This window comes from Shinella fusca (assembly GCF_014203155.1).
GTDB lineage: Bacteria > Pseudomonadota > Alphaproteobacteria > Rhizobiales > Rhizobiaceae > Shinella > Shinella fusca.
Genome location: NZ_JACHIK010000011.1, coordinates 76,777 through 89,581, shown reverse-complemented (window position 1 = coordinate 89,581; position 12,805 = coordinate 76,777). Strand labels below are relative to the sequence as shown.

Annotated in this window: 11 protein-coding genes; 10 read left to right on the top strand and 1 reads right to left on the bottom strand. The window is 64.1% G+C overall.

All coding sequences use genetic code 11. The annotated features are described in order from the left end of the window. Positions 1 to 3 precede the first annotated feature (3 nt). The 9 genes from flgA (at position 4) to HNQ66_RS15975 (ending at position 8,429) form a co-directional block, all read left to right on the top strand. Entirely contained in the window at positions 4 to 513 is a 510-nt protein-coding gene (gene flgA, locus HNQ66_RS16015; protein WP_184145176.1) for a flagellar basal body P-ring formation chaperone FlgA, read from the top strand. Continuing rightward, a complete protein-coding gene (locus HNQ66_RS16010; protein WP_184145233.1) occupies positions 513 to 1,625 on the top strand; it encodes a flagellar basal body P-ring protein FlgI in 1,113 nt (370 codons plus the stop codon). Before flgA ends, HNQ66_RS16010 begins: the two co-directional genes overlap by 1 nt. After that, on the top strand, positions 1,622 to 2,155 hold the full coding sequence (locus tag HNQ66_RS16005) for a MotE family protein (RefSeq protein WP_184145175.1): 534 nt from the start codon (positions 1,622 to 1,624) through the stop codon (positions 2,153 to 2,155). Before HNQ66_RS16010 ends, HNQ66_RS16005 begins: the two co-directional genes overlap by 4 nt. Next, a complete protein-coding gene (gene flgH, locus HNQ66_RS16000) occupies positions 2,152 to 2,862 on the top strand; it encodes a flagellar basal body L-ring protein FlgH (protein WP_184145174.1) in 711 nt (236 codons plus the stop codon). Before HNQ66_RS16005 ends, flgH begins: the two co-directional genes overlap by 4 nt. Before the next feature lie 20 nt (positions 2,863 to 2,882). Further along, positions 2,883 to 3,392 (top strand): flagellar basal body-associated FliL family protein, encoded by a 510-nt coding sequence (locus HNQ66_RS15995; RefSeq protein WP_184145173.1) that lies wholly within the window; start codon positions 2,883 to 2,885, stop codon positions 3,390 to 3,392. Beyond that, positions 3,389 to 4,135 carry a flagellar type III secretion system pore protein FliP gene (gene fliP, locus HNQ66_RS15990; RefSeq protein ID WP_184145172.1) on the top strand — a complete coding sequence of 249 codons (747 nt, stop codon included), beginning with the start codon at positions 3,389 to 3,391 and terminating at the stop codon, positions 4,133 to 4,135. The genes HNQ66_RS15995 and fliP overlap by 4 nt, the downstream gene beginning before the upstream one ends. Positions 4,136 to 4,371: 236 nt before the next feature. After that, a complete protein-coding gene (locus HNQ66_RS15985; protein WP_184145171.1) occupies positions 4,372 to 5,556 on the top strand; it encodes a flagellin N-terminal helical domain-containing protein in 1,185 nt (394 codons plus the stop codon). A 257-nt stretch (positions 5,557 to 5,813) separates the two neighbouring features. After that, positions 5,814 to 6,983 (top strand): flagellin N-terminal helical domain-containing protein, encoded by a 1,170-nt coding sequence (locus HNQ66_RS15980; RefSeq protein WP_184145170.1) that lies wholly within the window; start codon positions 5,814 to 5,816, stop codon positions 6,981 to 6,983. A gap of 270 nt (positions 6,984 to 7,253) precedes the next feature. Further along, a complete protein-coding gene (locus HNQ66_RS15975) occupies positions 7,254 to 8,429 on the top strand; it encodes a flagellin N-terminal helical domain-containing protein (protein ID WP_184145169.1) in 1,176 nt (391 codons plus the stop codon). Between the two features lie 67 nt (positions 8,430 to 8,496). Here the strand turns inward: HNQ66_RS15975 and glf are convergent, their stop codons facing one another. After that, the gene (gene glf / locus HNQ66_RS15970; protein WP_184145168.1) at positions 8,497 to 9,654 is read right to left on the bottom strand and encodes a UDP-galactopyranose mutase; all 1,158 of its coding nucleotides are present in this window, start codon (positions 9,652 to 9,654) and stop codon (positions 8,497 to 8,499) included. Between the two features lie 467 nt (positions 9,655 to 10,121). Here glf and HNQ66_RS15965 point away from each other — a divergent pair, with 467 nt between their 5' ends. Next, positions 10,122 to 12,542 (top strand): hypothetical protein, encoded by a 2,421-nt coding sequence (locus HNQ66_RS15965; protein WP_184145167.1) that lies wholly within the window; start codon positions 10,122 to 10,124, stop codon positions 12,540 to 12,542. Positions 12,543 to 12,805 lie beyond the last annotated feature (263 nt).

The window sequence follows — 12,805 nt, the reverse complement described above, 5'->3', positions numbered from 1 at the left end:
AACATGATGTTTCGCCTGACAGCAGCTCTTCGTACGGGAAGAATCCTTCCGGCCCTGCGGCGCGCGGCCCTCGTCGCGCCCGCTGCGCTCGTCGGTCTTTGCGTGGCCGGGGCGGCGCTTGCCGACGCGCACACCGCCGTCGTGCCGAAGCGCATCATCTATCCCGGCGAGGAGCTGGATGCCGGCCAGCTCGAAGAGGTCGAGGTGACCAACCCGAACATCGTCAAGGGCTATGCCGAGACCATCGCCGACGTCAGCGGCCTCGTGACCAAGCGCACGCTGCTGCCCGGCCGCGTCATCCTCACCTCGGCGCTGCGCGAGCCCTTCGCCGTTTCCCGCGGCACCACCGTCCAGCTCGTCTTCGACAACGGCTCGCTCGTCCTGCGCGCCGCCGGAACGCCGCTGGCCGATGCCGCGGTCGGCGATCTCATCAAGGTCCGCAACAAGGATTCGGGCGTGATCGTCTCCGGCACGGTCATGGACGACGGAACCGTGCATGTGGTGGTGAAATGATGCAGACCTTCTTCCGCCGCGCCCTTGCCGCCATCGCCTGCCTCATGCTGGCAGCAGGCCCGGCGCTTCCCGCCGCCCGCATCAAGGATGTCGCCTCGCTCCAGTCGGGCCGCGACAACCAGCTCATCGGCTACGGCCTCGTCGTCGGCCTCCAGGGCACCGGCGACAGCATGCGCTCCTCGCCCTTTACCGAACAGTCCATGCGCGCGATGCTGCAGAACCTCGGCATCTCGATGGTCGGCACGCAGACCCGCGCCAAGAACATCGCGGCCGTGCTCGTCACGGCCAACCTGCCGCCCTTCGCAAGCCCCGGCAGCCGCATCGACGTGACGGTCGGCTCGCTTGGCGACGCCACCTCGCTGCGCGGCGGCACACTCGTCATGACCTCGCTTTCCGGCGCCGACGGCCAGATCTACGCCGTCGCGCAGGGCTCCATCGTCGTCACCGGCGTCAGCGCCAACGGCGATGCCGCGACCGTCCAGCAGGGCGTGACGACCGCCGGCCGCGTGCCGAACGGCGCGATCATCGAGCGCGAGCTGCCCTCGCGCTTCAAGGACGCCGCCGACCTGGTGCTGCAGCTTCGCAACCCCGACTTCTCGACCTCGGTCGGCATGGCCGACGCGATCAACCGCTATGCGGCCGCGCAATACGGCGCGCCGATCGCCGAATCGCGCGATTCGCAGTCGGTCTATGTCGCAAAGCCGAAGATGGCGGACCTTTCCCGCCTGATGGCCGATATCGAGAACCTCGTGATCGAGACGGACGCGCCCGCGCGCGTCGTCGTCAACGAGCGCACCGGCACCATCGTCATCGGCCAGGACGTGCGCATCTCGCCGGTCGCCGTCAGCTACGGCTCGCTCACCGTGCAGGTCAACGAAATGCCCGAAGTGGTGCAGCCCGAACCCTTCTCCAAGGGTGTGACGGCCGTCCAGCCGCGCACGGATATCCTCGTCCAGCAGGACGGCGGCAACGTCGCCATGCTCGACGGGTCCAGCCTGCGCTCGCTCGTCTCGGGTCTCAACAGCATCGGCGTCAAGCCGGATGGCATCATCTCCATCCTGCAAAGCATCAAGACGGCCGGCGCTCTCCAGGCGGAACTGGTGCTGCAATGAACAAAGGCATGACGCTTCCCGCCCTCGCACGCAAGCTGGCGCTTCCCCTTGCCGGTTTCGTGATGCTCGCCATCCCCGGCGCCTTCGCCGAGGAACGGCCGGTCATCACGACCACCAAGGCGAGCGCCGACGAGATCCGCGAGTTCTGCACCAATATCGCGGACGCCGCGCGCGACCAGCGCTACCTGCTCCAGAAGCAGGAGCTCGAGAACCTGCAGAAGGACGTCGACGAGCGCATCAAGACGCTCGAGGCCCGGCGCGCCGAATATGAGGACTGGCTGAAGCGCCGCAACGACTTCCTGAAGTCGGCGGAAGCCGGCCTCGTCGAGATCTACAAGAAGATGAAGCCGGATGCCGCCGCCGCCCAGCTTGCGGCGCTCGATCCGGAAATCGCATCGGCCATCGTCATGAAGCTGGCGCCGCGCCAGTCGAGCACGATCCTCGGGGAAATGCCCGCCGACAAGGCCGCCGTGCTCACCCGCATCATTGCCTCGGCGAGCGATCCGAACACCTCAAAGGACCCGTCATGAAGAAGACCGCCTCCGCACTTGCCGTCGCGCTGGCCTTGTCGGGCTGCGCCAGCCAGGCCGTGAACGAGATCGGCAAGGCGCCGTCGATGAGCCCCATCGGCAGCGGGCTGAACTATGCCGAGACGCCGCAGATGGCCATGTATCCCAAGCAGCCGCGCACGGCCGTCTCGGGCTATTCCATCTGGCGCGACCAGCAGTCGGCGCTCTTCAAGGATTCGCGCGCCTTCAAGATCGGCGACATCCTGACCGTCAACATCCGCGTCAACGACAAGGCGAGCTTCGACAACAAGACCGACCGCTCGCGCACCAACAAGAGCGGCATGAACATCGGCTTCGGCGGTTCCGGCAACAATTTCGACGTCGACACCAAGGCCGACCTTTCCTTCGGCTCCTCGACCAGCACCAAGGGCGACGGCACGACGGAGCGCTCGGAGAAGCTGAACCTCCTCGTCGCCGCCGTCGTCACCGGCGTCATCGAGAACGGCAACCTCTTGATCAGCGGCTCGCAGGAAGTGCGCGTGAACCACGAGCTGCGCATCCTCAACGTCGCCGGCATCGTGCGCCCGCAGGATGTCGACGCCAACAACCAGATTTCCTACGAGAAGATCGCCGAAGCGCGCATCTCCTACGGCGGCCGCGGCCGCCTGACCGAGGTGCAGCAGCCGCCATGGGGCCAGCAGGCCGTCGATCTGTTCTCGCCGCTCTGACGCAACACGGGAAGAAGCCTATGGCGGACGAAGAACAGGCCACGGAAAAGAAGAAGCCCTCGCTGGTCGTCACCATCGCGGCCGTCGCGGTGCTGACGCTGCTTGCCGCCGGCGGCGGCTGGTTCGTCGGCAACATGCTCGCCCCGCCGCCGGCCGAAAAGCCGGCCGCTGAAGTGGCGAAGGCAGAGGGTGGCAAGGAAGGCAAGGAAGGCGAGGGCGCGGAGATCCCGCATATCTCCACCCAGGAGAACGGCATCGTCCTGCTCGATCCCATCACCAGCAATCTCGCCTATCCCTCCGACAACCGGGTCCGCCTCGAAGTGGCCCTCATGTTCAAGGGGGCGCCGGACGTCAAGCTGGCGGAGGAAATCCACCAGGACATCATGGCCTACATGCGCACGGTCTCGCTCCAGCAGGTGCAGGGACCGCGCGGTTTCCAATATCTCAGGGAGGACCTGCAGGAGCGGGTTGACCTCAGGTCCGAAGGGCGCGTAACCAACGTCATGTTCCGCACCTTCGTGATCGAATGATTCGAGTCCTTCTGACCTTTCTCGCCATGATGGCGATGACCGGCATGGCCTACGCCCAGCAGCAGTTGCAGTTGCCGGGCGACCTCCTCAATGCGCCGGTCAACGGCTCGGTCGCTTCCTGGATCATCCGCACCTTCGGGCTCCTGACCGTCCTTTCGGTGGCGCCCGGCATCCTGATCATGGTGACGAGCTTCCCGCGCTTCGTCATCGCCTTCTCGATCCTGAGATCCGGCATGGGGCTTTCCACCACGCCGTCGAACATGATCCTCGTCTCGCTCGCCCTGTTCATGACCTTCTACGTCATGGCGCCGACCTTCGACCGCGCCTGGCAGAACGGCGTCGAGCCGCTCATCGCCAACCAGATCGACGAGACGGAGGCGGCCAAGAGGATCGCCGAGCCCTTCCGCGCCTTCATGGTGGCCAATACCCGCGACAAGGACATCGATCTCTTCATCTCGCTCGCCGAGGAGCGCGGGCAGAAGGTCGTCGAGGGCAATGTCGCGGACCTGCGCGTCGTCATTCCCGCCTTCATGATCTCGGAGATCCGCCGCGGCTTCGAGATCGGCTTCCTCGTCGTCCTGCCCTTCCTCGTCATCGACCTGATCGTCGCCACCATCACCATGGCCATGGGCATGATGATGCTGCCGCCGACCTCGATCTCGCTGCCCTTCAAGGTCCTGTTCTTCGTGCTCATCGACGGCTGGAACCTCCTCGTCGGCAGTCTCGTGCGCTCGTTCAACTGACCGGCGTTAACCAATCCGATTAAGGTTTCGTTCACTACACGCCGGGGATGGCTCGCTCCCTCCAGCGCCGGTTAAGCTGTTGGCAAGAAATGGCTGCGAATTTTGCCTCAGATGACGGGTTTGGTATCCCTCCGGAACGCCGGAGGAGCCGAGTTGGCATGAGGCCGAACCGTCATGACCGGTAAGTAATCCAACCCGGTATGTCCCCCTCAGTATTTCGTTCAAAGGGACAAGCAATGACCAGCATTCTCACCAACACCAACGCAATGGCAGCGCTTTCCACGCTGCGGTCCATCTCCAGCAGCATGGAAGATACCCAGAACCGGATTTCTTCGGGTCTGCGCGTCGGTTCGGCTTCCGACAACGCCGCCTACTGGTCGATTGCGACCACGATGCGCTCCGACAACGCTGCCCTTTCGGCCGTTCAGGACGCCCTCGGCCTCGGCGCCGCCAAGGTTGATACCGCCTATGCCGGTATGGACTCGGCCATCGAAGTCGTGAAGGAGATCAAGAACAAGCTCGTCGCCGCAACCGAAGACGGCGTCGACAAGGACAAGATCCAGGAAGAAATCACCCAGCTCCAGGACCAGCTCGGAAGCATCGCCGAAGCCGCATCGTTCTCGGGCGAGAACTGGCTCCAGACGGGCCTGACGACCGCCACTTCGTCCGAGACGAAGAGCGTCGTCGGTTCCTTCGTTCGTGATGCTTCGGGCAATGTCTCGGTCAAGAAGGTTGACTATACGCTCGATAGCTCCACGGTGCTCTTTGACACCAGCGGTAACGGTAACGGTATCCTCGACAAGACGACCTCGATCGAGGATGCCAGCTTCACGCTGAACATCAACACGGGCGGCGTCGTGAGCCCCGTCACTGTTGCGGCCTATACGATCGACCAGGTCATCGCCGACACGGGTTCTGTCTTCACGGGTGATTCGGCCACGGGCGGGGCGAAGAGCTATGTCAAGGTCTCGGACGACGTTTGGGTCGAAGCCGTCGACCAGAGCACGGTACCCACGCAGGAAGTCGCCTTCAACGACACCACCAACGGCATAATGTGGGCGGTCGACACAACGGCAGCACCTGCCGCCGCGACCGCCGCTTCGGTCTCCGGTCTGACGATCGATTCGAACACCACGGCAACGCAGCTCGGCAAGCTCATCAGCATGGTCGACGATGCCCTCGGCTCGATGACCAGCGCCGCTGCATCGCTCGGCTCGATCTCCTCGCGCATCGACCTGCAGGAAGAGTTCGTCTCCAAGCTGACCGATTCGATCGACAAGGGCGTCGGCCGTCTCGTCGATGCCGACATGAACGAAGAATCGACCCGCCTCAAGGCCCTGCAGACCCAGCAGCAGCTCGCCATCCAGGCTCTGTCGATCGCCAACTCCGACTCGCAGAGCGTGCTCTCGCTGTTCCGCTAATCGACGCGCATGGAGGCTGGCTGAGCCTCCATCGCCTCTCGAATGCCGCGCCCGGAAACGGGCGCGGCATTCGTGCTTTGTGATGCATATCGTTAATTCAAATTTAGAGTTCGTTAACCATGCCACGATTATATGGGCACAACGAAACGGCGAGTTAACACTCTTTAAGAAGCTCGTTAGCAGGCATGACGCTGCTCGTCGTTCCCGGCGCCACCCGGAATGTCCCTCTCCCGTCAGCCAACTATGGGGCACTTATTATGACAAGCATCCTGACGAACGTCGCAGCCATGGCTGCTCTCCAGACACTCCGGTCCATCGATTCCAGCATGGAAGATACGCAGGCCCGCGTTTCGTCCGGCCTTCGCGTCGGCGAAGCCTCCGACAACGCCGCCTACTGGTCGATTGCGACCACGATGCGTTCGGACAACATGGCCCTCTCCGCCGTTCAGGACGCCCTCGGCCTCGGCGCCGCCAAGGTCGACACCGCCTATGCCGGCATGGACTCGGCCATCGAGGTCGTGAAGGAGATCAAGGCCAAGCTCGTTGCCGCAACCGAAGACGGCGTCGACAAGGACAAGATCCAGGAAGAAATCAGCCAGCTTCAGGACCAGCTTGCCAGCATCTCCGACGCGGCTTCGTTCTCCGGCGAGAACTGGCTGCAGACGGACCTGTCCAGCGGCACCGTCACGAAGAGCGTCGTCGGCTCCTTCGTCCGTGACGACGCCGGCAACGTCTCGGTCAAGAAGGTCGACTACGATCTGAGCAGCGCCACGGTTCTTTTCGACACCGTCGGCAACGCCGGCATCCTCGACACGCAGGTCGGTATCGAGGACGACAGCTTCACGCTGAACATCAACACGGGCGGCGTCGTCAGCGCCGCCACCGTCAAGGCCTACTCGATCGACGACGTCATCGCCGACACGGGTTCCGTCTTCACCGGCAACTCGGCCACGGGCGGCTCGAAGAGCTACGTCAAGGTCTCGGACGACGTCTGGGTCGAAGCCGTCGACCAGAGCACGGTACCCACGCAGGAAGTCGCCTTCAACGACGGTACCACGATGTGGGCGGTCGATACGACGGCCACGCCCGGCACGGTTCTCACCGCTTCGGTCTCCGACCTGACGATCGACAACTCGACGACGGGCGGCCAGCTCGACAAGCTCATCAGCATGGTCGACGATGCCCTTTCCGCAATGACGAGCGCTGCCGCCGACCTCGGTTCGATCGGCATGCGCATCGACCTGCAGGAAGACTTCGTCAATGCCCTGACCGACTCGATCGACTCCGGCATCGGCCGCCTCGTTGATGCGGACATGAACGAGGAATCGACCCGCCTCAAGGCCCTGCAGACCCAGCAGCAGCTCGCTGTCCAGTCGCTGTCGATCGCCAACTCGGCCTCGGAAAGCATCCTCACCCTCTTCCGTTAAGAGGCAGAAAAGCCAGGTCGGCGGCCCTGACGGCCGCCGCGCCTTCCCGAATGCGAGCCGCGCCGGACCCCCGGCGCGGTTTTTCTTTTCCATCCTGCTTTTTCCGCCCACCCCTTCGGCATTCATTAACCATCTTGCGGTTAGATGGTCTTATAGAAACGGCAGGTTAACCTTGAAAATTAATAGGTTAGCAAGCATGACGCTGCCTGTCGTTCCCGGTGGTGACCGGAATGTCCCTTCTCAAATCAGCCATTCAAGGGGCACTTAGTAATGACGAGTATTCTGACCAACGTCGCAGCCATGGCTGCGCTCTCCACCCTCCGGTCCATCGAGACCGGCATGGAAGATACGCAGGCCCGCGTTTCGTCTGGCCTTCGCGTCGGCGAAGCCTCCGACAACGCCGCCTACTGGTCGATTGCGACCACGATGCGTTCGGACAACATGGCCCTTTCGGCCGTTCAGGACGCCCTCGGCCTCGGCGCCGCCAAGGTCGACACCGCCTATGCCGGCATGGACTCGGCCATCGAGGTCGTGAAGGAAATCAAGGCCAAGCTCGTTGCCGCAACCGAAGACGGCGTCGACAAGGACAAGATCCAGGAAGAAATCACGCAGCTCCAGGACCAGCTCACGAGCATCTCCGACGCGGCGTCGTTCTCGGGCGAGAACTGGCTGCAGACGGACCTGTCCTTCGGCACCGTCACGAAGAGCGTCGTCGGCTCCTTCGTCCGTGACGATGCCGGCAACGTCTCGGTCAAGAAGGTCGATTACGACCTGAGCGCTTCGTCGGTGCTCTTCGACACTGTCGGCAACACCGGCATCCTCGATTCGACGACCGCGATCGAGGACAACAGCATCACGCTGAACATCAACACGGGCGGCGTCGTGAGCCCCGTCACTGTTGCGGCCTATACGATCGACCAGGTCATCGCCGACACGGGTTCTGTCTTCACGGGTGATTCGGCCACGGGCGGGGCGAAGAGCTACGTCAAGGTCTCGGACGACGTCTGGGTCGAAGCCGTCGACCAGAGCACGGTACCCACGCAGGAAGTCGCCTTCAACGACACCACCAACGGCATAATGTGGGCGGTCGACACAACGGCAGCGCCCGCGGCCACGACCAACGCTTCGGTCTCCACCCTGAATATCGACGCAAGCACCACCGGCACTCAGCTCGACAAGCTCATCAGCATGGTCGACGACGCCCTGACGCTGATGACGAGCGCCGCCGCCGACCTCGGCTCGATCGGCATGCGCATCGATCTCCAGTCCGAGTTCGTCTCCAAGCTGACCGACTCGATCGACAAGGGCGTCGGCCGCCTCGTCGATGCGGACATGAACGAGGAATCGACCCGCCTCAAGGCCCTGCAGACCCAGCAGCAGCTCGCTGTCCAGTCTCTGTCGATCGCCAACTCCGCTTCGCAGAACATCCTGACGCTCTTCCGTTAATCGGAAGGCATCGTCCGAACCTGAAGGCCCCGGTTCTGCCGGGGCCTTCCTCGTTTCGCGGCGCCTTTCAAAGCGGCGGATGCAGGAAGGTCGGCATGGCCGCGTTTTCGGCCTTGCGGGCAAGGTAAAGCCGCGCGGTATCCAGCGCCTCGCGGATCGTCACGTCCATGTCGAGATAGCGGTAGGTGCCGAGACGCCCGACGAAGGTGACGCCAGCCTCCCGCTCGGCGCGGGCGACATAGTCGGCAAGCTGCGCCTTCTCCTCGACGAGGCGGATGGGATAGTAGGGAGTGTCGCCCGGCTCGCAGGCGCGCGAGAATTCGCGGTAGCAGACCGAGCCCCGATGCTCCTCCCAGGGCGAGAAATGCTTGTGCTCGGTGATCCGCGTATGGGGCACCGAGACGTCGCCGTAGTTCATCACCGCGCAGCCCTGGTAATCGCCGTCATAGGTGAAGCGCTCGAAGTCGAGCGTGCGGTAGCCGAGCCGGCCGAGCTCATAGTCGAAATAGCCGTCGAGCGGGCCGGAATAGAAGACATGGCCGAAGCCGGCCTCCTCGCCGCGCCTGAAATTCCTCTCCAGGGTCACCGTCATGTTCGGATGGTCGAGGATGCACTCGATCATCGCGGTATAGCCATTCTCCGGCATGCCCTGGTATTTGTGGAAGAAGTAGTTGTCCTCGTAGTTGAAGCGCACCGGCAGGCGCTTCAGGATCGACGCCGGCAGCTCGGTCGGCGAGCAGCCCCATTGCTTCTGCGTATAGCCCTTGAAGAACGCCTCGTAGAGATCGCGCCCGACGAAGCGCAATGCCTGTTCCTCGAAGGTCTGCGGATCGGCGATGGTCTTGTCCGCCTGGTCCTCGATGAAGGCGCGGGCCTCGTCCGGCCGGAGGCACTTGCCGAAGAACTGGTTGATCGTGTGCAGATTGATCGGCAGCGAGTAGACCTGACCGCCGCTCGTCGCCTTAACGCGGTTCTTGTAGGGCATGAAGGCCGAGAAGCCGTTCACGTAGCCCCAGACTTCCTCGTCGTCCGTATGGAAGATGTGGGGGCCGTAGACATGCACCATCACGCCCGTCGCTTCGTCGCGCTCGGTATGGCAGTTGCCGCCGATGTGGCTGCGCGCGTCGATGATCTCGACGCGGTGGCCGGCCTCGGCGAGTTCGCGGCCGATGACGGCGCCGGAAAGCCCCGCGCCGACGATGAGAATGCGTTCGCCTGCCTTCATGGCCTTTTGTCCCGGTGGAGAGGTTGCAGTAAGAGGGCCCTGGCTCTGGCTAGCGCAACTGCCTTGTGTCGGGCTTGCAGGCAGATGAAGAGCGTGTTGGCAAAAATCATAGATTTTCAAATATATAGGCGCGCCTATCAGGCCTCGTTAATAAAAATTTAACGATCAACAGTTAACTCTTGACTTATTGGGGGTAGCTTGCCGAAAATCGCACTCGCCGAAAGGTGGCTGGCACGCCCGGTTTCAATACGGGATTTTCCCGCCCTCAGCGCAGGATTTCGAAGCTGTTTCCGGCTTCGAATGCATGATGTCCTTCCAGCGCGAGGCTCGTCAGAGCCATGTATTTTCAATCCTTTTCGACGTGTGTCGTTGCATTGCCGACCAAGGCGGCACGCGGAAGAGAACGGACCGCCCCGGCGCGTTGCGTTCTCGAATCGAAAATGACGTCAATATTTGGAAGGTAGCTCATGACATCCACCATCCCGACGCTTTCCACCAGCCAGATCCGGACACTCTCGACGGCTGCGATCCAGGCTTGGACTGCGGAGGATGTGGCTGCCCTCAGCACCGCGCAGATCGGCGTCCTGAACGCGCGCCAGGTCGCAAGCATCGATGCAGGCTATGTCGGCTCGCTCACCACGCAGCAGATCCGCGCCGTGTCGGCGCGCTCCATCAGCGGCCTGACGGTCGACCAGTTGGCCTACCTGTCTTCGCAGCACATCCAGGCTCTTACGACGGCGCAGGTCGGCGCGTTCTATTCGCAGCAGATCGACGCCCTCGACGCCGACCAGATCGCCGCCTTCGACAGCACGCAGATCGCCGCCTTTACCGCGAAGGAAGTCCACGCCCTCACGTCCGACGACATCGCGACCTTCACGACCGGCGAGATCGCGGCGATCAACGCCAAGGCCTTGCCGAGCCTTACGACGGATGCCATTGCCGTGCTTTCGCCCGAGCAGGTCGCCGCGTTCACGACGGCGCAGGTCGCGGCGCTCTCGGTCGCGCAACTGGCCGCCTTCACCTCCGAGCAGGTGGAATCGCTGAGCACCGTCCAGCTGGGGGCGCTGACCATACGCCAGGCCGCCGGCCTCGACATGACGGCGCTGTCGACCGAACAGACCGCCGCCCTCTCGACGGCCTTCATCGCCGGGCTGAAGACGCAGCAGGTCGCCGCCCTGACTTCCGACCAGGCCGAGGCGCTGACGAGCAGCCAGGTCGCGGCGCTCTCGGCCACGGCCATCGTCGGCCTCGAGGCCGAGGACATCGAAACGTTCTCGACCGGCGAAATCGCCAGCATCAAGACGCAGATGCTCGGGCGTCTCACCACCGACGCCATCGCCGCCCTGACCTCCGAGCAGGTCGGCGCCCTGACCACGGCGCAGGTCGCCGCGCTCTCCATCGCCCAGTTGGCCGCCCTGACCTCCGAACAGGTCGGTGCGCTGAATTCGGGGCAGGTCGGCGCGCTGACCGCCCGCCAGGCCGCCGGCCTCGACGTGACGGCGCTGTCGACCACGCAGACCGCCGCGTTGTCGACGGCCTTCATCAGCGGGTTGAAGAGCAATCAGGTCGCGGCGCTTTCCTCCGACCAGGCGGCGGCTCTTACGAGCGCCCAGATCGGCGCGCTCTCGGCCGTTGCGGTTGCCGGCCTGGAAGCCGAGGATGTCGAGACGTTCTCGACCGACGAGATCGCGGGGATCAAGACGCAGGTCTTCGCGCGGCTCGCCACCGATGCCGTCGCCGCACTCTCCACCGCGCAGGTCCGTGCGCTGACGACCGCGCAGGTCGCGGCGCTCTCGACCGGCCAGCTGGCCGCGCTTTCCTCCGAGCAGGTCGGCGCGCTGACGACCGCGCAGGTCGGCGCGCTTGCCATACGCCAGGCCGCGGGCCTTGACGTGACGGCCCTTTCGACCGCCCAGACCGCGGCCCTGTCGACGACCTTCATCGCCGCGTTGAAGGGCGATCAGGTTGCCGCATTCTCCACCGAGCAGGCCTCCGCCCTCGGGACGGGGCAGGTCGCCGCGCTCTCGGCCGCCGGCGTTACGGGCCTTGCGGCCGCGGATATCGAGACGTTCACGGCCGACGAGGTTGCCCGGATCGCCACGCGGGCGATCGTCTGGCTTGCGACCGATGCCGTCGCGGCCCTTTCCACCGCGCAGGTCGCCGCCCTGACGTCCGATCAGATCGCGGTGCTCAAGCCCGCCCAGCTCGCCGTCCTCAATTCCGACCAGTTCGGTGCGCTGACGACGACGCAGATCGGCGCGCTGAATGCACGCCAGGCGTCGGGCCTCGATTTGAGCGCGCTGTCGACGGCCCAGACCGCGGCACTTTCCACGGCCTTCATCGCCGCGTTGAAGAGCGACCAGATCGCCGCCCTTTCGTCCGACCAGACGGCTGCCCTGACGAGCGGGCAGGTGGCGGCCCTTTCGGTCTCCGGCGTCTCCGGCCTCGAGGCCGAGGATATCCAGACGTTCACGACGAGCGAGATCGCGCAGATCGGTTCGCGGACGATTGCCCGCCTGTCCACCAGCGTCATCGCCGCATTGACGAGCGGCCAGATCGGGGCCCTGACGACGGGCCAGGTCGCGTCGCTGTCTTCCGAGCAGATCGCGGCCCTGTCTTCCGAGCAGATCGATATCCTGAACTCCGCGCAGATCGGCGCGCTGAGCAGCCGGCAGATCGCGGCGATGCTGCTGGAGGATATCCAGACCTTCAAGACGGACGAGATCGCGGCGATCGGCACCCGGGCCATCAGGGGGCTGACCACGCAGCAGGTCGCCGGCCTGAGCTCGGAACAGCTCGACAGCTTCACGACGGCGCAGGCGCAGGCGATGACCGTCGCGCAGGTGAACGCGGTGGTCGCCGCCTACGCCGAATTCGAGGGTCTTTGACGCGAAAGGGGCGGGCGCACGGCCCGGCCGAAACCCTATGCGAACCTTTCACGGGCGTCCGTCATCTCCGGCGGGCGCCCGTTAATCATTAATACTCGCCCCATGTAGTCTATCTGCGCGCCTGTGCTTGAGGTTTTCTGCCTATGCTGGCCTGCGGGCTTGATTCCGGACAATTCGGGACAGACGTTTGAGCCACCGTTAACCCAAAATTAAAGGCTGGAGGATAATCTCCGGTTGAACGCGAAATTCCCTCGCGAATCCAG

Coding starts and splice junctions, on each gene's coding strand:
- flgA (WP_184145176.1), top strand. CDS start 4: ATGATGTTTCGCCTGACAGCAGCTCTTCGTACGGGAAGAATCCTTCCG.
- HNQ66_RS16010 (WP_184145233.1), top strand. CDS start 513: ATGCAGACCTTCTTCCGCCGCGCCCTTGCCGCCATCGCCTGCCTCATG.
- HNQ66_RS16005 (WP_184145175.1), top strand. CDS start 1,622: ATGAACAAAGGCATGACGCTTCCCGCCCTCGCACGCAAGCTGGCGCTT.
- flgH (WP_184145174.1), top strand. CDS start 2,152: ATGAAGAAGACCGCCTCCGCACTTGCCGTCGCGCTGGCCTTGTCGGGC.
- HNQ66_RS15995 (WP_184145173.1), top strand. CDS start 2,883: ATGGCGGACGAAGAACAGGCCACGGAAAAGAAGAAGCCCTCGCTGGTC.
- fliP (WP_184145172.1), top strand. CDS start 3,389: ATGATTCGAGTCCTTCTGACCTTTCTCGCCATGATGGCGATGACCGGC.
- HNQ66_RS15985 (WP_184145171.1), top strand. CDS start 4,372: ATGACCAGCATTCTCACCAACACCAACGCAATGGCAGCGCTTTCCACG.
- HNQ66_RS15980 (WP_184145170.1), top strand. CDS start 5,814: ATGACAAGCATCCTGACGAACGTCGCAGCCATGGCTGCTCTCCAGACA.
- HNQ66_RS15975 (WP_184145169.1), top strand. CDS start 7,254: ATGACGAGTATTCTGACCAACGTCGCAGCCATGGCTGCGCTCTCCACC.
- glf (WP_184145168.1), bottom strand. CDS start 9,654: ATGAAGGCAGGCGAACGCATTCTCATCGTCGGCGCGGGGCTTTCCGGC.
- HNQ66_RS15965 (WP_184145167.1), top strand. CDS start 10,122: ATGACATCCACCATCCCGACGCTTTCCACCAGCCAGATCCGGACACTC.